Origin of the sequence: Xanthomonas sp. LMG 8993, assembly GCF_009835065.2 — a bacterium.
GTDB classification, from domain to species: Bacteria; Pseudomonadota; Gammaproteobacteria; order Xanthomonadales; family Xanthomonadaceae; genus Xanthomonas; species Xanthomonas arboricola.
This window is the reverse complement of sequence record NZ_QVIF02000004.1, coordinates 159,285-180,918: the sequence shown is the minus strand read 5'-3', so window position 1 is coordinate 180,918 and position 21,634 is coordinate 159,285. Positions and strand designations below refer to the sequence as shown.

Sequence of the window (21,634 nt, the reverse complement as noted above, 5' to 3'; positions counted from 1 at the left end):
CCGTTGCCACACCGGCACCATCGCCGTCAGACCGGTGCGGCAGAGGGGAGCACCACCGCCAAGGATCTCCACCAACGGCACCGCAGGAGGCGCCCATGTCCGACCATCCACACCCACGCCGCACGGCGGCGGCAGCCCCGCATCCCATCGACCAGACGCCGGCAGCAACCGCCGGGATCACCCGCCGTCGCGTGCTGCAGGGCGCAGCCGGCGCGGTGGCACTGGCCGGCCTCGGGTGGGGCGGTCGCGCGGCTGCGCAGAGCGCCACCCTGCCGTTTGCGGGCCTGAACCTGTCGGGCTTGGCCTCCAACAGCTATGTGGAGAATGCGGAGATCGGCACGCACTATCGCGCCATTACCGCACAGCACGTGGCCGCCGCCGGGGCCTGCCCGTTGTTCCGGCTGCCGACCACCGCCGCGCGCTTCACGCGGGGGCAGGGCCTGGCCTTGAACGAGACCTACTGCAGCCAGGTCCAGGATGCGCTGGACCACATCGCCGCCCGCGGCAAGCGCGCCATCGTGGAGCTGCATGACTATATGCGCCTGCCGCAGCGGGTGGCCGTCAAGTCGGGCTATCGGCGCGACGCCAGCGGAACGCTTGTGGATGCGCGCGGCAACCGTATCGACGACCCGGCGGCCGCCGCGGTCTGGGCCGACACCTATCCGCTGCGCAATTTCGGCTACCAGGGCTATTTCGATCGCCGCGATGGGCTGCTCAAGCTGTACGAATACCGCGTGATCGGCACGCCGGGGTGCACGCTCTACAACGCGTCCGGCCTGCCCGACCTGTGGGCACGCATCGTCAACCGGTTCCGGCAGCACCCGGCGGTGTTCGGCTGGGGCGTGATGAACGAGCCCTATCAGGGCGACGAGCGCGCCGCCGACGGCAGCGTGCTGTCGATGGCGGCGCACTGGCAGAACACCGCCACTGCGTGCTGCAAGACCATCATCGATCGCGACCGCGACCACTTCGTGTTCGTGTGCGGCAACGGCTATGCCAGTGCCCGGCTCTGGCAGGAGGATTCGATGGGCCTGTTCGACATCCCCGATCCCTACAACCGCATCGTCTACGAAGCGCACAACTATCTGGACAACAACGGGGCTGGCGGCGGCAACTGGATCGGACCGGGCGGGCGCAACGAAGTGATCCAGCCCGATACCGGCATCATGATGGTGACGCCCTTCATCGACGCCCTGCGGGATGCCGGCAAGCGCGGTTATCTCGGCGAGCACGGCTACCCGGCCGGCAACCGCAGCGCGGAGGTCGCCACCACACGCATGCTGGCCCATCTGCAGGCGAACAATATCCCCAGCACGCAATGGTGCTTCGGCCCCGGTTGGCCGGATGACGACGTGCTCGGCATGAGCCGCGACGTGGGCGCGGACATCCAGGCCAAGAGCAATCTCGCTGCCGTGCAGGCCTTCTTCGACGTGCGCCTGTCCAGCTACATCCCGCCGCGCTAGCCACGCTGCCGCTGCCGGCACGCGGCGGCGGTTTACACTGGCGGCATGCGCAAGAACCTCCCGTGCCGCGCCGGCTGCGCGGCCTGCTGCATCGCGCCGTCGATCAGTTCGGCCATCCCCGGCATGCCGCAAGGCAAGCCGGCGGGCGTGCCCTGCGTGCAGCTCGACGGCCAGGGCCGTTGTCGCCTGTTCGGGTTGCCGACGCGGCCGGCGGTGTGCGCCAGCCTGCGTCCGTCCGAGGACATGTGCGGCGCATCGCGCGCGCAGGCGCTGGCCACGTTGACGGCACTGGAGCACGCCACGCGGCCGTGAGCCGCGGCACGCCTCAGCTGCCGGTGCCCTGCGCCTTGCGGGAGAAGACCCGCTTGATGCCCGTACCCACGGCAAACACGCCCAACAGCACCAGCTTCCAGCCCTTGGCCAGCAACAGGCCCAGCTTGGCGAACAGCCCGGCCTTGGCCGCCAGGCCACCGCCGATCAGGCCGGCCAGCCCATAGCTGGCGATCTTGTCGGTGGACGGGTTGTGGTCGGCATAGCGCGCGCCCTGGTCGAATTCGGTCATCGGCAGCAATTGCTGCATGCCCTGGCGGACCTGTTCGAGCTGGTCCATGCCGGCGACGGCATTGAGGCTGAGGTAGCCGCTGCGGCCGAGCACGCGGATATCGTAGTTGAGCGTGTGCTGCTGGGCGCCATCGAAGCGCAGTTCCTTGGCCCAATAGAGCTTCTTGCTGCCGGCGTCGTACCGCGGCGGCACCGCCCAGCCGAGCAAGTCGACGGTGCCGTAGCCCTGCTCACGGCGCGCGGCGTTGTCTTCGGCGGTGCCCTTCTGCATGTCGGCCAGCAATTCGCTGTAATCGATCTTGGCGGCATCCTCGTCGGACACATAACCGTCGTCGGCATAGGTCACCACCACTGCCCAGCCACCCGGCGCATCCAGCGCGGGTGTGCGCGGCACGATCATGCCCAGCACGCTGTCGTCGGGCGGGTTGCCCCACAGCTGCTCGAGCACGCGGCGCGTGTCGGCCTTGTCCAGGTAGCGGAATGCCGGGTCCAGATCGAAGTGCGCCTTGGCTTGCGGCACGTCGATGTGGCCGTTGCGGTACTGCAGGGCAGACAGCACCTGCGCTTCGTCGACGGCGTCGGCTGGAATGGCCAGCAGCGACTGGCTCGCGATCAGCAGGCAGGCGGCCAGCAGGCTGCGCAGGGCAAAACGCGTATGCATCGGGTCGAATCCATTCGAGGGCAGCGTCCCCACGCCGCAGGGCGCCGATCTTGCCATGCCTGCGTAGGGCGGACAACGGCTCAGCTGGTGCCGACGGTGCCCAGGTACTGGTCCTTGAGCCGCACATAATGCTGTGCGGAGTAATGCAGGCTTTCGATTTCCTTGTCGCTGAGCGTGCGGGCCAGCCGTGCGGGATTGCCCAGCCACAATTCGCCTTCGCCAACGATCTTGCCCGGGCCGACGACCGCCCCGGCGCCGACAAAGCCGTAGCGTTTGACGGTGGCGCCGTCGAGCACGCAGGCGCCCATGCCGATCAGGCACAGGTCTTCGATGGTGCAGGCATGCAGGATGGTGCCGTGGCCGACCGTGACGTCGGCGCCGATCACGGTCGGGTAGCCGGCCTTGTTGAACGGGCTATGGTGGCTGACGTGGATGATGGTGCCGTCCTGCACGTTGGTGCGTGCGCCGATCTGTACATGATTGACGTCGCCGCGAATCACCGTGCCCGGCCACACCGACACGTCATCGCCCAGGCTCACCTTGCCGATGATGGTGCAGGCAGGATCGACATAGACGCGTGCGCCCAGTTGCGGGGTGTCTTCCAGGAACGAGCGAATCGGGGTCACGATGATCTCCGGCATGTCGGCGTGCCGCCCGGTGCGGGCACGGCCTGCATGATAGCGGGCGAGCGTCTGCATGCGGAAAGCGCTGGTGCGGCAGTGGATCGATCTGGCTGCGGACGTGCCTGATGCAGCGGCGCAGCGTGTTGGAACAGCTGGCGCCAGGGCGTGTGAGGCTGCGCCTGCACATTCGCTGCCGCTTCGAACGGATCGAGGTGTGTGTGGCGGTGAGTAGTCATGCATATGTCGCGTCGTTCAACCTCGCTGCCAGCAGCGTTGCATCCATGCCTGCATCACGAGTGCGGCACTGCGCTTTGCAATCCTGATCGGGCGAGCGTGAGGGTTGCCCGGTCTGATCGCACTCGAGTCACGCGCTGCAGCACTACATGCGAGGTCGATCGTTTCCGTGCAGGCAAGGCGCACACCGCAGATGCCGCTGCGCAGACAGCTCAACGAATGCGTGGAGAGGCAAGCGAAGCGCGCTGCCGGCTTGTTCGATAAGCGCACACCCGTGCAGGCCGCTGTCTTGAACGCCCTCTGCGATCGGCCTAGCGTGCGGTGACGTTGCAACACCCCGACTGTCGTTGCCGCGTTGCAGTGCCGCTGCGCTGTCGAAGGCCGTCGCAGCGTCCAGCGTGCTTGCGTCTTCGTCGTGGCGGCGCTGCGTGAGCGCATGGCCACGCGTGAGGTTGCCAATGCAGCTGCCCTCCCTAACCAGGATCACCCGATGACCCAGAGCGCCGCGACACCTGCACCCTTCGTACTGCAACGCATGACGCCGTTTCAGTGGAGGGCGGTGGCGGTGTGCGTGTTGCTGACCATGCTCGATGGCTTCGATGTGATGGCGATGGCCTTCACCGCCCCGCATGTGTCGGCGCAGTGGCAGTTGTCGGGCAAGCTGCTCGGGGCCTTGTTCAGTGCCGGCCTGGTCGGCATGGCGGTGGGGTCGCTGCTGCTGGCGCCGCTGGCCGACCGCATCGGGCGGCGCGCGACGATCCTGGTATGCCTGGCGATCTTGACCATGGGCATGGGCGCCTCGCCACTGGCCACCGGGGTGTGGCAACTCGGCGCGTTGCGGGCATTTACCGGGATCGGCATCGGCGGCATGCTGGCCTGCGTTGCGGTCATCGCTGCCGAATATTCCACCGCCCAGTGGCGCAGCACGGCACTGGCGCTGCAGGCCACCGGTTATCCGATCGGCGCGACGCTGGGCGGCGCGATCGCAGCACTGCTGTTGCAGCACTGGTCCTGGCACGCGGTGTTTGTGCTCGGCGCGCTGGGGTCGCTGCTGTGTGTGCCCTTGGTGCTGGCGTTCTTGCCTGAGTCGTTGGAATTTCTGATCGCGCGTCGCCCACCCAACGCAGGCGCACGCTTCAACGCAGTGCTTGCGCGTATGGGCATGCCGCCGCAGGCGGTACTGCCGTCACCGCCGCCGCATGGCTCCGGTCGGGCGCGGGGCTATGCGGCCTTGTTCGTGCCGGCATTGCGGCGGCAGTCGCTGTTGATCGCGCTGGCGTTCTTTCTGCTGATGTTTGCGTTCTATTTCGTGCTCAGCTGGACCCCGAAGCTGCTGGTCGTGGCCGGCTTGTCGGCAGAGCAGGGCGTGACCGGTGGCGTGTTGTTGAACCTGGGCGGGATCGCCGGCGGTGCGATCTTCAGCGCGCTGGCCGCGCGTGCGCGGCTGTCGTGGCTGACCGCCGGTGTGCTGGGGCTGTCGGCGCTGGCGCTGCTGGCCTTTGGCTGGTACAGCACGGTGCTGGGTTGGGCGTTCGTCATTGCGGTGCTGAGCGGCGCGGTGCTGTTTGCCGCCATCGCCGGGCTGTATGCGGTGGCGCCGGTGGTCTTCACGGCGGCGGTGCGTTCCACCGGCATGGGCTGGGCGATCGGGGTGGGCCGCTTCGGTGCGATCGCCTCGCCGTTGTGCGTGGGCGTGCTGGTGGATGCGGGCTGGTCGCCGGCGGCCCTGTATCTGGCCTGCAGCGTGCCGCTGCTGCTCGCTGCCATCGCCGTGCTGGGCATGCGCCTGCCGGCGCGCTGAACTTCTCAACCGGCGGTCGCCGCGCGGCGCGAGCGAGTTCTACCGGACCAAAGAAATCCTGCGCACTGCCGATAACCCGACAGACCCTCCATCGTCGTGGCGGGCTCTTCCGCGGACCATTTGCAGATCAGCGCCGGCATGCTCAGAACCATCGATTCAGACCAACTCCGCCCCGGCATGTATGTCTACAAGCTGCTGGGCGCGTGGGTGCACCACCCGTTCTGGAAGACCTCGTTCCTGGTCGATTCGGACGACGTGGAGAAGATCCATGGCAGCCGGATCGAGCAACTGGTGATCGACACCGCGCGTGGCCTGGACCTGGACACGGCGGCGCCGGACGCGCCCGATCCGCAGCCTGAGCCGGAGCAACCGCCGCCGCCAGTACCGGAACCCCCCGAGCCGGCCACTACCACGCGCACCGCGCGGACCAATAGCGTCACCGCGCAGGTCGGCATCGAGTCCGAAGTGGTGCGCGCACGCAAGATCTTCGAAGACGGCCGCGATACGGTCGAGGCGATGTTCCGCGATGTGCGGCTTGGCCGCACCGTCGACACCGAGGCGGCGATGCCGCTGGTGGAGGCCATCAACGATTCGGTCCTGCGGCATCCGCAGGCCTTGATCAGCGTGGCAAGGCTCAAGACCGCCGACGACTACACCTATCTGCATTCGATGGCGGTGGCCGGCCTGATGAGCGGGCTGGCGCGCCAGCTCGGTCTGCCTGAAGGGCAGGTCGTCGAGGCGGCCATGGGCGGCCTGCTGCACGACATGGGCAAGGCGGTGACGCCGCTGGACATCCTCAACAAGCCCGGCAAGCTCACCGACGAAGAGATGGCGATCATGCGCCAGCACCCGCTGGACGGTCATCGCCTGCTGGTGGCCGGCGGCGTGCAGAACGCGGTGGTGCTGGAGATCGCGTTGCACCACCACGAGAAAATGGACGGTAGCGGCTACCCGAACCGCTTGGCGGGCGAGAACATCGCGCTGATGTCGCGGATGGGCGCGGTGTGCGATGTGTACGATGCCATCAGCTCGGACCGCCCCTACAAACGCGGCTGGGATCCGGCCGAATCGCTCAAGCGCATGGCGTCGTGGCAGGGGCACTTCGACCCGGTGGTGTTCCAGGCCTTCGTGCGCCGGCTGGGAATTTATCCGGTCGGCTCGTTGGTGCGGCTGGAGTCGCAGAAACTGGCAGTGGTGATCGAGCAGACCCCCGATGCGCTGCTCAAGCCCAAGGTGCGCGTGTTCTATTCGGCCAAGCTGCGCAGCCATGTGCTGGTGCAGGACATCGACCTGTCGCGCCCGGACTGCCAGGACCGCATCGCGCAGATGGAAAGCCCCTCGGACTGGGGCTTCCGCGATCTCGAGAAGCTCTGGCTGCCGTAACCCGTACCCGTAACCCGCTGGCCACAGGCCGCACGCATGCACGCGGCCTACCTGGCGCGGAGATGCGCTGGGCGAGTGGGCTGGGTCCGCAGGCGTCGTCTGGCGATGGCCGCAGCCCTGCCGTCGTGATTGCCACCACCGCTGCCAGGCCCGGCATGCCGCGCGCACCTGTGCCCGGTGTGCCTGTCACAGGCGTTGCCACCACGCCCGCCAGGCCCATTGACCCGCGTAGTCAATCTGGCGAGCGCGACCATGCTGCGCTGCAGCTTGGCAATGTAGTTATGATCAATAACTATTCCGGAACGCAATCACTTGCCGACCCCGGATCCCATGTCGCAGCCGTGCCTGGATGACCGTCGCTTCCCACACCTGCGTGCCGCCGCATGTGGCCGCCACGTGCTGGCGCTGGACTGGCACCAGCCTGTGGCCGCCTGCCTGCACGGCGGTGCCACGCGCTCGGCGGCCACGCCCACATCGGCATGCCTGCGCGCGTCTACAATGCAGCTCACGCCGCGGATCGGCGTTGCGGGCGGTGAGCGTTGCGCGCACCGGTCCGCCTGTCGTCTTCGCTGCGAGAACCGTCATGTCCGTCACTGCCACTGCCGTACCGCTGCCGGATGCCGTCACCACGGTGGATCAGGCACGCCTGCTGCGGCTGCTGGGCTACCGCATCACCCGCACCGAGTTGCTGGTGCGGCGGATGTTTCAGGACTGCGTGGCTGCGTTCGACCTCAAGCCGGTCGACTTCTCGCTGCTGATGCTGGTGGACGGCAACCCGGGCATCAACCAGCGCCAGATCGGCGACGTGCTGCACGTGTCGGCGCCCAACCTGGCGATCGTGGTGGCACGCCTGGTCAAGCGCCGCCTGCTGCGGCAGGTGCGGGGACGCCAGGACCGACGCATGCAGCATCTGTCGCTGACCAGCGCCGGCGTGACCCTGCTGAGCGCTGCCGAGGCCGAAGTGCTGCGCATGGAACAGCAGCTCAGCGTGGTGCTGGGCAGCAGCGAGGCGCCGTTGCTGCGCGCACTCGACCGGCTGGACCGCCTGGACACCCTGTAATCCGCCGCTGCCGTGCAGGCGCACGGCCAGCTTTCCTGTTGACCTGCGCACGCGCCGTTGCCGGCGTGTCGATCGCGCCTGCCTGACCGTTGTCCCGCCGCAGTTCCCGCTGTTCCTCCCAATGCTGGAGATGTTCGCAGTGAGCTATCGATCGGTCCTGTCTGGGTTGTCTTCCCGCGCGTCGTCACTGCGCCGCGCAGCGCTTGGCATGCTGTCGCTGCTTGCTGCCGGCACGGCCGGCGCACAGAACCTGCCGCAGAGTACGACGCTGACCAACGGCATCAATACCGGCGGCACCAGCTATCTGGACGGCTTCACCCGCACCACGCCCGGCTGGGCGGTGGTCACCTATCTGCGCCAGAGCTCACTGGACGCGATCAAGGATTCCCGCGGTGACGACGTGCCGGTGTTCGACCGCCCACGCATCGATTCCACCCTGCTGCTGACCCAGGTCGCCTATGTCACCCCGTACACGCTCTTCGGCGGCGCAGTGGGCATCAACACGCTGCTGCCGCTGATCAATCTGGATGCTTCGTTCGGGCGCAACAGCATTGCCAGCTTGCGCGACAACGGCGCCGGCGTGGGCGACCTGACCTTTGGCCCGTATCTGCAGATGCTGCCGGTGATCCGCAATGGCAGGCCGGTGTTTTCGCAGCGTTTCGAAATCGATGCGATCGCGCCGATCGGCAAGTTCGACCGCGATCGCGACCTCAATCAGGGCGCCGGCTACTGGTCGCTGGTGCCGCAATATGCGTTCACCGTGTTCCCGACATCCAACTGGGAAGTCAGCGCACGCATCAACTACATCTACAACTTTCGCAGCGAGCGGCGCCCGAACCTGCCGCCGGGCTTCGAGTTCCGCAACGGCCAGGCCGGCGACGCGGGCTGGATCAACTTCGCCACCTCCTGGGAAGTGGTGCCCGACATCCGGCTTGGCGTGAATGCCTATTACCTCACCCAGTTCCGCGATAACCGCACCAATGGGCAGCGCGTGGCCGATACCCGCCAGAGCGTGTTCTATGCCGGCCCCGGCGGCGTGTGGCGGATGGATGCCAACAACATGCTGTTTGCCAATGTGTATCTGCCGGTGGAGGTCAAGAACGCCGCCTCCGGCAACAACGTCAACCTGCAGTACGTCCATGTGTTCTAGCGCCGGCACGGCCGGCCTCTTCGGAGAGTGGCAATGAATTTGCAGAACAAGACCATCGTGGTCACCGGCGTGGCATCGGGCATCGGTGCCGAAGTCGCGCGTCTGGCCCGTTTCCATGGCGCCACGGTGATCGGCGTCGATCGCACGCCGGTGCAGATGTCGCTGCACGGGTTCCACCAGGCCGATCTCGGTGATCCGGCATCCATCGATGCGCTGGTGCAGGCCTTGCCGGCGCGTATCGATGCGCTGGCCAATGTGGCTGGCGTCCCCGGTACCGCGCCGCTGGAGGTGGTGGCGCGCGTCAACTATCTGGGCCTGCGCCATTTGAGCCAGGCGCTGCTGCCGCGCATGACGCCCGGCGGTTCCATCATCAATGTGGCCTCCATCCTGGGCGCCGAGTGGCCGCAGCGCCTGGAACTGCACAAACAACTGGCCGCCACCGACAGCTTTACATCTGGCGACGCATGGCTGCAGGCGCATCCGGTGGCGCACGACACCTGCTACCAGTACTTCAAGGAAGCGCTGATCGTCTGGACGCTGCTGCAGTCGCGGCCCTGGTTCGCCGAGCACGGCGTGCGCGTCAATAACGTTTCGCCGGGGCCGGTGTTTACGCCGATTCTTGGCGATTTCGTCACCATGCTCGGCGAGGAGCGTGTCAAGGAAGATGCCAAGCGCATGACGCGACCGGCGTATGCCGACGAGGTGGCGGAGGCCATCGTGTTTCTCGCCTCCGATGCGGCGCGCTGGATCAACGGCATCACCCTGCCGGTCGATGGCGGGCTGGCGTCCACCACTCTGTAACACCACCCCCTCAGCAGGAGGCTAGACCATGAACGCTCTCCCCAATACCGCCATTGCCGCAAGCGCTGCTCCGGCGTGGCATGGCTGCATCTTCAATGGCGACTGGGTGCCAGGCAACGGCGGCACCGTGCAGATCATCGAACCGGCCACCGGCACGCTGCTGCACGAAGTCGGCAAGGCCGACCTGGCCGATGTCGCCGCTGCCGTGGCGCTGGCCAAGAAAGCGCAGCGTGCCTGGGCAGCCACTGCTCCGCGCGAGCGCGCTGCGGTGTTTCACCGTGCCGCGCAGCTGATGGAAGCGCGCAGTGCCGAAGCGGCGCTGCTGATCGCGCGCGAAACCGGCGGCATCCTGCCCAAGGCCCAGCGCGAAGTGAACGAGTCGGTGGTGATCTACCAGCAGTCTGCGGCGCTGCCGCTGCAGGCGGTCGGCCAGGTGCTGCCGACGGGCGCCGGTCAACTCAGCCTGGCGCGGCATCTGCCGCTGGGCGTGATCGCAGTGATTTCCCCGTTCAATTTTCCGCTGATCCTGTCGCTGCGCTCGGTCGCCCCGGCACTGGCGATGGGCAATGCAGTGGTGCTCAAGCCCGACCCGCGCACGCCGTATACCGGTGGCGTGGTCATCGCGCAGGTGCTGGAAGAAGCGGGCCTGCCGAAGGGACTGCTGCATGTACTGCATGGCGATGCCGCCATCGGGCAGGCGCTGGTCGAATCGCCGGATATCCCGATGATTGCCTTCACCGGCTCCACCGCGGCCGGGCGGCGCATCGGCGAGATCGCTGGCCGGCATTTGAAGAAGGTGTCGCTGGAGTTGGGCGGCAACAATGCAGTGATCGTGCTCGACGACGCCGATCTGGACAAGGCCGCCGCTGCAGTGGCATTCGGCGCCTACATGCATCAGGGACAGATCTGCATGGCCACCGGCCGCGTGCTGGTTCAGCGCGGGATCGCCGATGCATTCACGCAGCGGCTGGCCGAAAAAGCCAGGCATCTGCCGGTTGGCGATCCGGTCAGCGGCACTGTGGCACTGGGCCCGATCATCGACCAGCGCCAGCTGCAGCGGGTGATCGATATCGTGGACGACAGCGTCGCCGCCGGTGCGGTGGTGGAGGCCGGCGCCAGCAACCAAGGCCTGTTCTATGCGCCGACGGTGCTGTCCAACGTGCGTCCGGGCATGCGTGCATTCGACGAAGAAGTCTTTGGCCCGGTGATCAATATCACCGTGTTCGATACCGACGACGAAGCCGCAGAACTTGCCAACCATGGCGAGTACGGTCTGGCTGCGGGCATCCTGTCGGCGTCGGTGTCGCGCGCGATGCGCCTGGGCGACAAGCTGCACACCGGCCTGTTGCACATCAACGATCAGACCGTGGCCGATGAAGTCATCAATCCCTTCGGCGGGACCGGCGCGTCGGGCAACGGCACCAGTGTCGGCGGACCGGCCGATTGGGAGCAGTACACCCACTGGCAATGGCTGACGATCAAGAACGAAGTGCCGCAGTACCCGTTCTGACCGGCGCGGCGCAACCGACCGGGGGGCGGGGCTGCAGGCTAGCCGTGGATCAGCCGCTTTGGGGCTGATCTATCTGCGTTGTCCAAGCGCACCGCTGTTAACCTTGCCCACCGACCATCTCGACTGGGCCTTGCCCGCCCGCCGTCGCGGGACCTTACGCGGCATGGATGCCGCGTACAGGGATGTACTTGCGGCGTGTCCTGCGAGGGTGGGCGGGCAAGGGCTCTGCAGCCAAGCTCCAGACCAGCCGCTCTTACTCGCCAGCGCGGAATTGTGTCGGCGAGCAGCCGGCATGGCGTGCGAAGTAGCGGCTGAAGTATGCAGCGTCGAAAAATCCAAGGCTGGCGGCGATCTGCTGCACGCTCAGACTGGTGTAGCGCAGGCTGCGGCGTGCTTCGAGCATGATCCGGCGCTGCAGTAACTGCAGTGCCGAGGCGCCGGCCAGTCGCTGGCATAACGCGTTGAGATGGCCCGGAGTCAGACCCAGCTGCTCGGCATAGCGGGAGATCGGCCAGTGCGCGCGATAGTGCTGGTCAATCAGGGCCTGATAGCCACGCAGATGGCGCAATGCCGGGTCGGCGTACGGGCTCACCGCAGCCGCATCCTGTGCGTGCTCCAGCGCCGTGCGGGCGGTCCAGATCAACAGCTGCGCTGCGGCGGCGTGCAATGCGGCCTCGTGGCCGATGCGTCGGTACGCGTGATCGCCGGCAATACTGGCAAACAGCACGTCGAGCAATCCGCGTGCGCGGCGTGCGTGCAGGACCTGCGGGACGGTCAGTGCGCCCTGCAATAGTGGCGCGGCACTCAAGGCATTACGTACCAAGGGCATGCACACGGTGATGATGTGGCCGCGCACCTGTGGATCGAATTTGAAGCCATGCACGCATAGCGGTGGCAGCCAGATCACGCTTGCGCCACGCACGCGCTGGCTGCGTCCATCCAGCTGCAGTGTCGCCGGCCCGCGTTGCACGTACAGCAGTTGCGCCAGGTCTTCGTGCCGGTGCGGGGCGATGCGCCAGTCATGCAGCCGGCTGCGTGCGGCAATCGACTCCCAGTGCAACAGCTCGGGCGTGTCGGCATGCTGCTCGCCATACAGGCCGAAGGCGGGAACCGCAGTAGCTGCGGCAGTGGCGTGCGCGCGTGTGGGCATCGTCGAAAAGTCCAAGCACTGCACGCAATCATCCCTTCAAAGCATGTGCTTGGCTACCCACACTGGCCTGCATCCGTCGGCTGAGGCAGGAGCATTGCATGCGAACCCAGATCGCGATCATCGGCGCCGGCCCCTCTGGCCTGTTGCTGGGCGAGCTGTTGCTGCGGGCCGGTATCGATACCGTGGTGATCGAGCGGCAGACCCCGGAACATGTGCTGGGGCGTATCCGTGCCGGCGTGCTGGAACAGGGCAGCGTGGCGCTGCTGCAGCAGGCAGGCGTTGGCGCACGCGTGCAACGCGAAGGCTTGCCGCATCACGGCTTCGAACTGTCGCTGGATGGCCGGCGCGAGCGCATCGATCTGCTGCGCGGCTGCGGACGCAGCGTGACCGTCTACGGCCAGACCGAGGTCACTGCGGATCTGATGCAGGCCCGTGCGCGCAGCGCTGCGCCAACGTATTACAGCGCGCAGGACGTGACACTGTGCGGAGTGGACAGCGACGCGCCTGCGGTGGAATTCACCCACGATGGCCAGCGCCTGCGTATCGACTGCGACTATATCGTCGGCTGCGACGGCTTCCATGGCATCAGCCGCGCCAGCATCCCGCCGGAGCGACTGCGCCTGTTCGAGCGGGTGTACCCGTTCGGGTGGCTTGGCGTGCTTGCCGATACCCCACCGGTCAACGACGAGTTGATCTACGCGCAGCACCCACGCGGCTTTGCCTTATGTTCGATGCGCTCGCCGACGCGCTCGCGCTATTACGTGCAGGTGCCGGCCGATGCGCGGGTGGAGGCATGGAGCGATCAGGCGTTCTGGGATGAGTTGCGTGCGCGTCTGCCAGACGCCTTGTCTGCGCAACTGGTCACCGGGCCGTCGATCGAGAAGAGCATTGCGCCGTTGCGTAGCTTCGTCGCCGAACCCATGCAGTACGGGCGTCTGTTCCTGGCCGGCGATGCGGCGCATATCGTACCGCCCACCGGCGCCAAGGGCCTGAATCTGGCGCTGGCCGATGTCGGCTTGCTGGCGCAATTGTTCGAGCGCTGGAACGCGCGTGGCGATACCGCGGTGCTGCAACAGTATTCGGCGCTGGCATTGCAGCGGGTGTGGAAGGCCGAACGGTTTTCATGGTGGATGACCACCTTGCTGCATACCTTCGACGACCAGGACGCATTCACCGCACGCATTCATGCCGCAGAGCTGGATTATCTGCTGGACAGCGAGGCCGGGCGCGCCACCCTGGCCGAAAACTATGCAGGCTTGCCGTTGGTGGAGCTGCCGGATTGAGCGTAGCGATGGTTGCCGCCGAGACGCCTCGTGCGTGCGCGCGAGAAAACCGACTGCCGTGGTTATCTTCTGATTACCACCAATACCGCAGGTGCCCTGGTGCACTCCAGGGCGGCTAGCGGGCGAGCGGACGCGGCCGTTAGGCTGGCGGCGACGCGTGGAAAACCCTGTGTGCCAAGGCGCGTCGTCCCCCAATCAACGGTGCACCGTGTTGGCACCCGGCCGGCACAGCGCCCGTCTCCACATAAGGAGTCTTCCATGAATAAGCTGTTCTCACGCGCCTTGCTGCTGGTCATGCTGCTGGTCATGCTGGTGGCGCCGGTGGCTGCGTTCGCGCAGACCGCAGTGACGGAAAATCCCAACCACCAGAAGATGCTGCTTGGCTCCACCTGGTATGAAACCGCCAACAAGCGGCTGGTCTACGATTTCTGGCGCATCGTGTTCGAAGCCGGCCAGGTGCAGTATGCGCCGATGTACATGGACAAGAACTACATCCAGCACAACCCGAATGTGGCCAATGGCCGCGATGCCTTCATCGCCTTCCTGACCGCCTTCGTGAAGCCGACGCCGGTGCAGCCGCGCGTGCAGCTGCCGCTGGTGGCCATCACTGCCGACGGCGATCTGGTCACGCTGGTGTCGGTGCGCACCTTGCCCAATCCGAATAAACCTGGCACCACCTATACGACCACCTGGTTCGACATGTTCCGCATCGAAAAAGGCCTGATCAAGGAGCATTGGGATCCGGACACCATTGCCGGCCGCGCCAATAGCGGCGGCCAGTAATCGCTGCTGCATTGCAGGGCTGCAGCGTGCAGCCCTGCAATGCGTGATCCATGCAGCTCGTCAGCAACCATGCAAGTGGTTGACGGAAACGACAACGCCCGCCTGATGGCGGGCGTTGTCTTTTTGAGCGCAGCGGTCAGCTGGTGCGGAAGCCCATCGTCGCTTCCACTGCCTGCTGCCAGCCGGCATAGAGTTGTTCGCGCTTGTCGTCGGCCATGGTCGGCTCGAAGCGGCGATCCACCGCCCACTGCTTGGCGATCTCTTCGCGGCTGCTCCAGAACCCGGTCGCCAGACCGGCCAGGTAGGCTGCGCCAAGCGCGGTGGTTTCGGCCACTTCCGGGCGCAGCACCGGCACGTTGAGCATGTCGCTCTGGAACTGCGCCATGAAGTCGTTGGCGATCGCGCCACCGTCGGCGCGCAGTTCCTTCAGCTCGATGCCCGAATCGGCCTGCATCGCAGTCAACACGTCGCGGGTCTGGTAGGCCATCGATTCCACCGCTGCACGCACGAAATGTTCCTTGGTGGTGCCGCGGGTCAACCCGAACACCGCGCCGCGGATATCGCTGCGCCAATACGGTGCGCCCAGGCCAACGAAGGCCGGCACCAGATAGACCCCGTCGTTGTCGCCGGCGCGTTCGGCATAGGCCTGCGAGTCGCTGGCCTTGCCGAGCATGCGCAGGCCGTCGCGCAGCCACTGCACCACCGAGCCGGCGACGAAGATCGAACCTTCCAACGCGTATTCGACCTTGCCGTCGATGCCCCAGGCGATCGTGGTCAACAGACCGGCCTTGGACGCAACCGCCTTGTCGCCGGTATTCATCAGCGCAAAGCAGCCAGTGCCATAGGTGTTCTTGGCCATGCCCGGCTCGAAGCAGGCCTGTCCGAACAGCGCCGCCTGCTGGTCGCCGGCGATCCCGGCGATCGGCACCTGCTCGCCGTAGAAATACTGGGTCTGGGTCATGCCGTAGATTTCGCTGGACGAGCGTACCTCCGGCAACATTTCCTTCGGCACGTCGAGCATGGCCAGCAGCTCGGCGTCCCACTCCAGCGTGTGGATGTTGTACATCAGCGTGCGCGAGGCATTGGTGTAGTCGGTGACATGCACCTTGCCGCCGGTGAGATTCCAGATCAGCCAGCTGTCGATGGTGCCGAAGGCCAGCTCGCCGTTACGCGCGCGCTCGCGGGCGCCGTCGACGTGGTCGAGGATCCATTTGACCTTGGTGCCGGAAAAGTACGCATCGATCAGCAGGCCGGTCTTGTCGCGCACCATCTGTTCGTGCCCGGCCTCCTTGAGCTGCGTACAGATGTCCTTGGTCTGCCGCGATTGCCAGACGATGGCGTTGTAGATCGGCTGGCCGGTGGCCTTGTCCCACACCACCGCAGTCTCGCGCTGGTTGGTAATGCCGATACCGGCGATCGAGCGCGCATCGATCTGCGCGTTGTTGAGCAGCTCGGTGATCGTGGTGTAGACGCTGGTCATGATCTCGCGTGGGTTGTGTTCCACCCAGCCCGGCTGCGGAAAGATCTGGCCGAACTCGCGCTGCGCCACGCCGGCTACCTTGCCGTTGCGATCGAACAACATCGCCCGTGAACTGGTGGTGCCTTGATCGATCGCAAGGACGTATTGCTTTTCCATCGGAGATTCCTCAAACAATGCCGGCGCTGGCGCACGGCGAGAAAGGGGGCAGTGCACGCCGCTGCGCGAAAGGCCGATAAAACCCAGCCTGCCCGGCGGCGGCGCTGTGCTGTCAGTCGTGCAGCAGGGCGATCAGCGCGGATCGAGCGGTTTGCCGCCCTGCAGATGGCGCACGCGTGCCGGCAGGAACGGCAGGATCAGCCACTGGTAGGCGAGCGCGCCGATCGGGCCGCCGATCAACGGGCCGACAATGGGGATCCACCAGTAGTTGTCCTTGGCCGGCAACGCGGCCTCGCCCCAGCCGGCAAGGTAGGCGAACAGACGCGGGCCGAAATCGCGCGCCGGATTCATCGCCCAGGCTTCCAGATAGCCCATCGACGCGCCTAGCGTCGCCACCAGCAGGCCGATCATCAGCGCGCCGGAATTGGCGGTCGGCGCGGCTTCGTTGAATTGTTCGGTGATGGCGAAGATGCCGAAGATCAGGAACGCGGTGATGATGATCTGGTCGACCAGCGCATGCATCGGCGTGACCGCAAGGCCGGGTGCGGTAAAGAACACCCCGGCGGCGCCACCGGCTTCGCGGGTGAGTTGCTGCACCTGGTTGTAGTGGTCGATGACCGGGCCGTACAACTGGTAGACGATGGCCGCGCCCAGGAATGCACCGATGACCTGCGCGCCCCAGTACGGCAGCACCTTCTTCCAGGAGAAACCGCGGAACAGCGCCAGCGCCAGCGTCACCGCCGGGTTGGCATGCGTGCCGGACACCGAGCCGGTGACATAGATCGCCAGCGTCACCGCCAGGCCCCAGGCGATGCACACGCCCCAATAGGCGTTCTGGTACGGGCTGGGGTCGTAGAGGACGTACATCGCCGCGACCGAATCGCCGAGCGCGATGATGATGAACATCGCCACCGCTTCGGAGATCAACTCACCCACGAGTTGGCGACTCATGCGCGCGTCCTCGCGCCGATGGCGATGATGCAGGCATGGTGGTGCGATGCGCGCATTGGCGCGCAGGGGTCTTCGGTGATGCTCATCAGGGTGCCCTCCACGTGACTCAGGATGATGCCGGCGAATGCGCCAGGATACGTTGCCGCGCGACCCGTCCTCGCCGGCAACGTGGTTCGATCAGGCCGGCACGCCGTCCGCCTGCCGGACCGAGTGTGTCTGCAGATACGCCTCCAGACGTTCGCGCCCGGCCGCGTCGATGCGCAGGCCGAGTTTGCTGCGACGCCACAGGATGTCGTCTGCGGTCACGGCCCATTCGTGGGCACGCAGGTAATCCACCTCGGCCTGGTACAGATCGGCGCCGAAGTGCGTGCCCAGGGCGGCGATGTCCTGCGCCTGGCCCAGCAGCTGCTCCGCACAGGTGCCGTAGTTACGTACCAGCCGCTGCGCGGTCGGCGCCGGCAGCCACGGGTATGCGTTGCGCACGCGCTCGAGCAGGCTGGCGATATCGCGTTGTTCGCCGCCGGGCAATGCATCGCCGCGCGCGGTCCATGCAGGCTTGCGGGCACCCAGCGCCTGGGTAAGGCGGTCGACCGCTTCTTCGGCCAGCTTGCGATAGGTGGTGAGCTTGCCGCCGAACACGTTGAGTAACGGTGCGCCGTCGGTAAGCACTTCCAGCTGGTAATCGCGGGTGACTTCGGCGGCGTTGTCCTCGGCATCGTCCAGCAGCGGACGCACGCCGCTATAGCTCCACACCACATCGCTGGGGGCGATCTGCTGCTGGAAATACAGGTTCACCGCATCGCACAGGTACTGCACTTCGGCCGCATCGATGCTGGGCGCTGCGGGGTCGGCCTGGTAATCCACGTCGGTGGTGCCGATCAGGGTGAAGTCGTGCTCGTACGGAATGGCGAACACGATGCGCCGATCCGGTTGCTGGAAGATGTACGAGTGGTCGTGGTCGAACAACTTGGGCACCACGATGTGGCTGCCCTTGACCAGGCGCAGTGCGTGCTTGTGCGGCACTGCGGCGACCTTGTCCAGGAACGACACCGCCCACGGCCCGGCCGCATTGGCCAGTGCACGCGCCTGCACGGTGCGGCGGCGGCCGTCGCGGTCTTCCAGCTCGGCGTACCAGAAGCCTGCATCGCGCCAGGCACCGACGCAGCGTGTGCGGGTGCGGATCTGTGCGCCACGCCTGGCGGCGTCCATCGCATTGAGCACCACCAGCCGCGCATCCTGTACCCAGGCATCGGAGTACACGAAGCCGGTGCGCAGCGATTCCTGCAGCGGCTGGCCCACCGGGTGCGTGCGCAGCGACAGCCGGCGCGAGCGCGGCAGGCTGCGCTTGCTGCCGCCGAGATGGTCGTACAGGAACAGCCCGGCGCGGATCATCCAGGCCGGGCGCAGATGCGGTTGATGCGGCAGCAGGAAGCGCAGCGGCCAGATGATGTGCGGAGCCAGCCGCAGCAACACCTCGCGCTCGGCCAGCGCCTTGCCGACCAGCGCGAACTCGTACTGCTCCAGGTAGCGCAGGCCACCGTGAATGAGCTTGGTGCTGGCGCTGCTGGTATGCGCGGCCAGATCGTCCTGTTCGCACAGGCACACCGACAAGCCACGCCCGGCCGCATCGCGGGCAATGCCAACCCCGTTGATGCCGCCGCCTATCACCAGAAGATCGTATGTCTCGCCCATCGGTGTCTCCGTCCGGGCGCGCCAGTAGCGAACCCAAGTTGTCATGTTCGAACATATTCGAACATAAAACCTTTTCGGGACGTGAAGAGCCGTCAGGCCTGAGACCTAGGCGAAAAAAGAGTAAATCGGCCTATCAAAGCCGGAAATTTGATAGCCGGGACGGATCATCAGGGGGGCCAGATTGGCACGCCGCACCGCAAACGCACAAAAACGAACAATTGGTTCAGCCGGCGTCGCCAGGCTCGGCCAGATGCACGCGGGTGCCGGCCTCGGCCAGCACGGCGGCCAGTTCCTGCGGCGGCGGCCGGTCGGTGAACCAGTCGTGCACCTGGGCGATCGTGCCCAGTCGCACCATGGCGTTGCGGCCGAACTTGCTGTGGTCGGCGGCCAGTAGCACCTGCCGCGAGTGCTCGATGATGGCCTGGGCCACGCGCACTTCCTGGTAGTCGAAATCCAGCAGGGTGCCGTCCAGATCGATGCCGGAAATGCCGATCACCCCGAAGTCCACCTTGAACTGCCGGATCAGCTCCACCGTCGCCTCGCCGGTCACGCCCTGGTCGCGGCCGCGCACCACGCCACCGGCCACGATCACCTCGAAGCTGGGGTTGGCGCTGAGCATCACCGCCACGTTGAGATTGTTGGTGATCACGCGCAGGCCGCGGTGCTGCAGCAAGGCGCGCGCGACCTCTTCGTTGGTGGTGCCCAGGTTGATGAACAACGAGGCATCGTCGGGAATGAAGCGGGCGACCTGCGCGGCGATGTGCTGCTTCTCGCGCGCCTGCAGCGCCTTGCGTGCGGTGTAGGCCAGGTTTTCCACGCTCGAGGGCATGCTGACGCCACCGTGATAGCGGCGCAGCACGCCGGCATCGCACAGCAGGGTCAGATCGCGACGGATGGTCTGCGGCGTCACCTCAAAGCGCGTCGCCAGCCCTTCCACCTCGGCAAAGCCCTGCTGCCGCACCAATGCCACCAATTGTTCCTGGCGCGGGTTGAGTGCCGGCGCCGGGACCGTCCTGTAGTGAGTCGACTCCATGCGCAGATGATCGCGCATGCGCGTGAGGATGCAAACACGCGCTGCGCGAGCGCCGGCGTGTCGATGGCTGCGCTCAGCCCAGCTCGCCGCGGTAGCCGGTATCGATGCTGATGCTGCCGCCCACCGCGCGCGAGACGCAGGCGCACAGCTTGCGGTTCTCGCGGCGCTGTTCGTCGCTGAAGAACACATCGCGGTGATCGATATCGGCCGCGCTGTCCAGCACCTCGACCGCGCACAGCCCGCATTCGCCGCGCCGGCATTCGGCGATCAGCTCGACTCCGGCGTCGGCCAGCGCATCCAGCATCGATTCGTTCTCGGCCACCGGCACTTCCAGGCCGAGCCCGGGCAGCTTGACCACGAATGCCTGCGCCGGCACCCGCCCGCTGTTGCCGAAGGTTTCGAAGTGCAGCCGCGCGCGCGGACGCCCGGCAGCGTGCCAGTGCTGGCGCACCGCCTCGAGCATGCCGAGCGGGCCGCACACGTACACCTCGGCATTGGGCGACAGCCGCGCCAGCTCGGCAGCAAGATCCGCCGGGCCGGCGCCGTCGTCGCATTGCAGCTGCAGGCGCTCGCCCAGCAGCGCTTCCAGTTCGTCGACATAGGCCATCGCACGGCGCGTGCGCCCGGCATACAGCAGGCGGAACGCGCGATGGCGGCGCGCCAGCCGCTGCGCCATGCCGATGATCGGGGTGATGCCGATCCCGCCGGCGATCAGCAGGATCTCCTCGCCGCCCTCGTCCAGCGCAAAGTTGTTGCTGGGCGGGGAGATCTCCACCTCATCGCCGGGCTGCAGCGTCCACATGTGCCGCGAGCCGCCGCGGCTGTCGGGCATCTGCCGTACCGCGATCTGGTAGTAGCCATCGGCACGCGGCTCGCCCACCAGCGAGTACGAGCGCACGTCGGCGCGGCCATGCAGCTGCACGCGAAAATCCAGATGGCTGCCGACTTCGAAGCCGCGCGCCGCGGTCCCAGGATCGAGCACGATTTCGCGCACGCCCTCGCAGGCGTCGGCAATGCTGACCACGTGGGCGCTGTGCCACTGGGTGTCTTTACGCATGGGGAACTCCAGGCAGAGGGGTGGGCCGGCTGCTGCCGGCAGTGGCGGGATGGGCGCGGCCGATCAATGCGCCGCCGCGCACCTGGGTGATCGCCGCCGGGGTCTGCAGCACGTGGCGCAGATTGCGATGGGCCAGCCGTGCGTGTTCGCGCATCAGCGCTTCGGCGCGCGCGCCCTGGCGGTCTTCGATGGCGGCCAGGACTTCGCGGTGCTGGTCCTGCGCCAGGGTCAGGATCAGCCGCGCCTCGGCGCTGGTGGTCTGCGCCATGACCAGGCTGTTGGGCGAGGCGAACGGCAGCTGCAGCACGCGGGTGAGCTCGCGGCCCAGCACATCGCTGCCGGCCATGGCCACCAGCAACGCGTGGAACTGCGCATTGGCCTGCACGTACGCGCTGAAGTCGATGGCGTGCAACGGCGAGCCGACGATGCGGTCGAGCGTGTCCAGCAGCTGGCGTGCCTGGGCCAGCGCCGCGGCCGATGCTCCGCGCTCGGCCGCCATGCGCGCGGCCAGGCCTTCGAGCGTGCCGCGCAGTTCGATCGCATCGTGCACATCGCGTTCGCTGAAGGCCTGCACCGCATAGCCGCCGCCGGGCAGTGCGCTGGCCAGGCCTTCTTCGCACAGCCGCTGCAACGCGGCGCGCACGGGAGTACGCGACATGCCCAGCCGCTGCACCACCGCCAGCTCGGACAGGCGCGTTCCGGCCGGCAGGGTGCCGTCGAGGATGAGTTCGCGTAGCGACAGCAGTGCACGCGTGGTCTGCGCCGCACTGCTGCGAAACGGGGTGGCGGGTGACATGGAAAC

19 protein-coding genes are annotated in these 21,634 nt (G+C 66.7%); 10 read left to right on the top strand and 9 right to left on the bottom strand.

Features of this window, described 5'->3' with window-relative positions:
- The first annotated feature begins 95 nt into the window (after positions 1 to 95).
- Positions 96 to 1,463, top strand: coding sequence for a glycoside hydrolase family 5 protein (locus DYQ94_RS09820; RefSeq protein ID WP_126965403.1), 1,368 nt, complete (start codon positions 96 to 98; stop codon positions 1,461 to 1,463).
- A gap of 45 nt (positions 1,464 to 1,508) precedes the next feature.
- The gene (locus DYQ94_RS09815; RefSeq protein WP_039513263.1) at positions 1,509 to 1,775 is read left to right on the top strand and encodes a YkgJ family cysteine cluster protein; all 267 of its coding nucleotides are present in this window, start codon (positions 1,509 to 1,511) and stop codon (positions 1,773 to 1,775) included.
- 13 nt (positions 1,776 to 1,788) lie between these two features.
- On the opposite strand, the gene DYQ94_RS09810 is transcribed toward DYQ94_RS09815, so the two are convergent.
- Positions 1,789 to 2,685 carry a DUF2167 domain-containing protein gene (locus tag DYQ94_RS09810; RefSeq protein ID WP_046345395.1) on the bottom strand — a complete coding sequence of 299 codons (897 nt, stop codon included), beginning with the start codon at positions 2,683 to 2,685 and terminating at the stop codon, positions 1,789 to 1,791.
- A gap of 80 nt (positions 2,686 to 2,765) precedes the next feature.
- Positions 2,766 to 3,311: a gamma carbonic anhydrase family protein gene (locus tag DYQ94_RS09805; RefSeq protein WP_160955248.1), complete on the bottom strand. Its 546-nt coding sequence runs from the start codon at positions 3,309 to 3,311 to the stop codon at positions 2,766 to 2,768.
- Positions 3,312 to 4,032: 721 nt separating this feature from the next.
- Between DYQ94_RS09805 and DYQ94_RS09800 the strand changes: the two genes are divergently transcribed.
- From DYQ94_RS09800 to DYQ94_RS09775, 6 genes are all read left to right on the top strand, one after another.
- Positions 4,033 to 5,343: an MFS transporter gene (locus DYQ94_RS09800; RefSeq protein WP_126965402.1), complete on the top strand. Its 1,311-nt coding sequence runs from the start codon at positions 4,033 to 4,035 to the stop codon at positions 5,341 to 5,343.
- Positions 5,344 to 5,481: 138 nt separating this feature from the next.
- Positions 5,482 to 6,726, top strand: coding sequence for an HD-GYP domain-containing protein (locus DYQ94_RS09795; RefSeq protein ID WP_046346170.1), 1,245 nt, complete (start codon positions 5,482 to 5,484; stop codon positions 6,724 to 6,726).
- A gap of 583 nt (positions 6,727 to 7,309) precedes the next feature.
- Positions 7,310 to 7,786: a MarR family winged helix-turn-helix transcriptional regulator gene (locus DYQ94_RS09790; RefSeq protein WP_126965400.1), complete on the top strand. Its 477-nt coding sequence runs from the start codon at positions 7,310 to 7,312 to the stop codon at positions 7,784 to 7,786.
- A 121-nt stretch (positions 7,787 to 7,907) separates the two neighbouring features.
- Positions 7,908 to 8,936 (top strand): SphA family protein, encoded by a 1,029-nt coding sequence (locus DYQ94_RS09785; protein WP_425518993.1) that lies wholly within the window; start codon positions 7,908 to 7,910, stop codon positions 8,934 to 8,936.
- 33 nt (positions 8,937 to 8,969) lie between these two features.
- Complete coding sequence (locus tag DYQ94_RS09780; RefSeq protein ID WP_024938803.1) at positions 8,970 to 9,737, top strand: coniferyl-alcohol dehydrogenase; 768 nt, start codon at positions 8,970 to 8,972, stop codon at positions 9,735 to 9,737.
- A gap of 28 nt (positions 9,738 to 9,765) precedes the next feature.
- Positions 9,766 to 11,247: a benzaldehyde dehydrogenase gene (locus DYQ94_RS09775; protein ID WP_126965398.1), complete on the top strand. Its 1,482-nt coding sequence runs from the start codon at positions 9,766 to 9,768 to the stop codon at positions 11,245 to 11,247.
- A 253-nt stretch (positions 11,248 to 11,500) separates the two neighbouring features.
- Here the strand turns inward: DYQ94_RS09775 and DYQ94_RS09770 are convergent, their stop codons facing one another.
- A complete protein-coding gene (locus DYQ94_RS09770) occupies positions 11,501 to 12,397 on the bottom strand; it encodes a helix-turn-helix domain-containing protein (protein ID WP_024938801.1) in 897 nt (298 codons plus the stop codon).
- Between the two features lie 98 nt (positions 12,398 to 12,495).
- Between DYQ94_RS09770 and pobA the strand changes: the two genes are divergently transcribed.
- Together pobA and DYQ94_RS09760 are read left to right on the top strand one after the other, a co-directional pair.
- Entirely contained in the window at positions 12,496 to 13,680 is a 1,185-nt protein-coding gene (gene pobA / locus DYQ94_RS09765; RefSeq protein WP_104553187.1) for a 4-hydroxybenzoate 3-monooxygenase, read from the top strand.
- Between the two features lie 258 nt (positions 13,681 to 13,938).
- Positions 13,939 to 14,463 carry a nuclear transport factor 2 family protein gene (locus DYQ94_RS09760; RefSeq protein ID WP_126965397.1) on the top strand — a complete coding sequence of 175 codons (525 nt, stop codon included), beginning with the start codon at positions 13,939 to 13,941 and terminating at the stop codon, positions 14,461 to 14,463.
- Positions 14,464 to 14,599: 136 nt separating this feature from the next.
- Here the strand turns inward: DYQ94_RS09760 and glpK are convergent, their stop codons facing one another.
- The 6 genes from glpK to DYQ94_RS09730 all read right to left on the bottom strand — a co-directional run bounded on the left by glpK (position 14,600) and on the right by DYQ94_RS09730 (position 21,628).
- Positions 14,600 to 16,099 (bottom strand): glycerol kinase GlpK, encoded by a 1,500-nt coding sequence (gene glpK, locus DYQ94_RS09755; RefSeq protein WP_126965396.1) that lies wholly within the window; start codon positions 16,097 to 16,099, stop codon positions 14,600 to 14,602.
- 132 nt (positions 16,100 to 16,231) lie between these two features.
- Positions 16,232 to 17,050, bottom strand: coding sequence for an MIP/aquaporin family protein (locus tag DYQ94_RS09750; protein WP_016904933.1), 819 nt, complete (start codon positions 17,048 to 17,050; stop codon positions 16,232 to 16,234).
- 177 nt (positions 17,051 to 17,227) lie between these two features.
- A complete protein-coding gene (glpD, locus tag DYQ94_RS09745) occupies positions 17,228 to 18,742 on the bottom strand; it encodes a glycerol-3-phosphate dehydrogenase (protein ID WP_126965395.1) in 1,515 nt (504 codons plus the stop codon).
- Between the two features lie 223 nt (positions 18,743 to 18,965).
- A complete protein-coding gene (locus DYQ94_RS09740; RefSeq protein ID WP_039528800.1) occupies positions 18,966 to 19,793 on the bottom strand; it encodes a DeoR/GlpR family DNA-binding transcription regulator in 828 nt (275 codons plus the stop codon).
- A gap of 55 nt (positions 19,794 to 19,848) precedes the next feature.
- A complete protein-coding gene (locus DYQ94_RS09735; RefSeq protein WP_126965394.1) occupies positions 19,849 to 20,832 on the bottom strand; it encodes a PDR/VanB family oxidoreductase in 984 nt (327 codons plus the stop codon).
- Entirely contained in the window at positions 20,825 to 21,628 is an 804-nt protein-coding gene (locus DYQ94_RS09730) for a GntR family transcriptional regulator (RefSeq protein ID WP_016904720.1), read from the bottom strand. The genes DYQ94_RS09735 and DYQ94_RS09730 overlap by 8 nt, the downstream gene beginning before the upstream one ends.
- Positions 21,629 to 21,634 lie beyond the last annotated feature (6 nt).

Excerpts from the sequence above, each read along its gene's own strand:
- DYQ94_RS09750 (WP_016904933.1), bottom strand. The coding sequence starts at position 17,050 with ATGAGTCGCCAACTCGTGGGTGAGTTGATCTCCGAAGCGGTGGCGATG.
- DYQ94_RS09730 (WP_016904720.1), bottom strand. The coding sequence starts at position 21,628 with ATGTCACCCGCCACCCCGTTTCGCAGCAGTGCGGCGCAGACCACGCGT.
- DYQ94_RS09735 (WP_126965394.1), bottom strand. The coding sequence starts at position 20,832 with ATGCGTAAAGACACCCAGTGGCACAGCGCCCACGTGGTCAGCATTGCC.
- DYQ94_RS09775 (WP_126965398.1), top strand. The coding sequence starts at position 9,766 with ATGAACGCTCTCCCCAATACCGCCATTGCCGCAAGCGCTGCTCCGGCG.
- DYQ94_RS09770 (WP_024938801.1), bottom strand. The coding sequence starts at position 12,397 with ATGCCCACACGCGCGCACGCCACTGCCGCAGCTACTGCGGTTCCCGCC.
- DYQ94_RS09785 (WP_425518993.1), top strand. The coding sequence starts at position 7,908 with ATGCTGGAGATGTTCGCAGTGAGCTATCGATCGGTCCTGTCTGGGTTG.
- DYQ94_RS09820 (WP_126965403.1), top strand. The coding sequence starts at position 96 with ATGTCCGACCATCCACACCCACGCCGCACGGCGGCGGCAGCCCCGCAT.
- glpD (WP_126965395.1), bottom strand. The coding sequence starts at position 18,742 with ATGGGCGAGACATACGATCTTCTGGTGATAGGCGGCGGCATCAACGGG.
- DYQ94_RS09795 (WP_046346170.1), top strand. The coding sequence starts at position 5,482 with ATGCTCAGAACCATCGATTCAGACCAACTCCGCCCCGGCATGTATGTC.
- pobA (WP_104553187.1), top strand. The coding sequence starts at position 12,496 with ATGCGAACCCAGATCGCGATCATCGGCGCCGGCCCCTCTGGCCTGTTG.
- DYQ94_RS09810 (WP_046345395.1), bottom strand. The coding sequence starts at position 2,685 with ATGCATACGCGTTTTGCCCTGCGCAGCCTGCTGGCCGCCTGCCTGCTG.
- DYQ94_RS09800 (WP_126965402.1), top strand. The coding sequence starts at position 4,033 with ATGACCCAGAGCGCCGCGACACCTGCACCCTTCGTACTGCAACGCATG.
- DYQ94_RS09790 (WP_126965400.1), top strand. The coding sequence starts at position 7,310 with ATGTCCGTCACTGCCACTGCCGTACCGCTGCCGGATGCCGTCACCACG.
- glpK (WP_126965396.1), bottom strand. The coding sequence starts at position 16,099 with ATGGAAAAGCAATACGTCCTTGCGATCGATCAAGGCACCACCAGTTCA.
- DYQ94_RS09740 (WP_039528800.1), bottom strand. The coding sequence starts at position 19,793 with ATGCGCGATCATCTGCGCATGGAGTCGACTCACTACAGGACGGTCCCG.
- DYQ94_RS09780 (WP_024938803.1), top strand. The coding sequence starts at position 8,970 with ATGAATTTGCAGAACAAGACCATCGTGGTCACCGGCGTGGCATCGGGC.
- DYQ94_RS09815 (WP_039513263.1), top strand. The coding sequence starts at position 1,509 with ATGCGCAAGAACCTCCCGTGCCGCGCCGGCTGCGCGGCCTGCTGCATC.
- DYQ94_RS09760 (WP_126965397.1), top strand. The coding sequence starts at position 13,939 with ATGAATAAGCTGTTCTCACGCGCCTTGCTGCTGGTCATGCTGCTGGTC.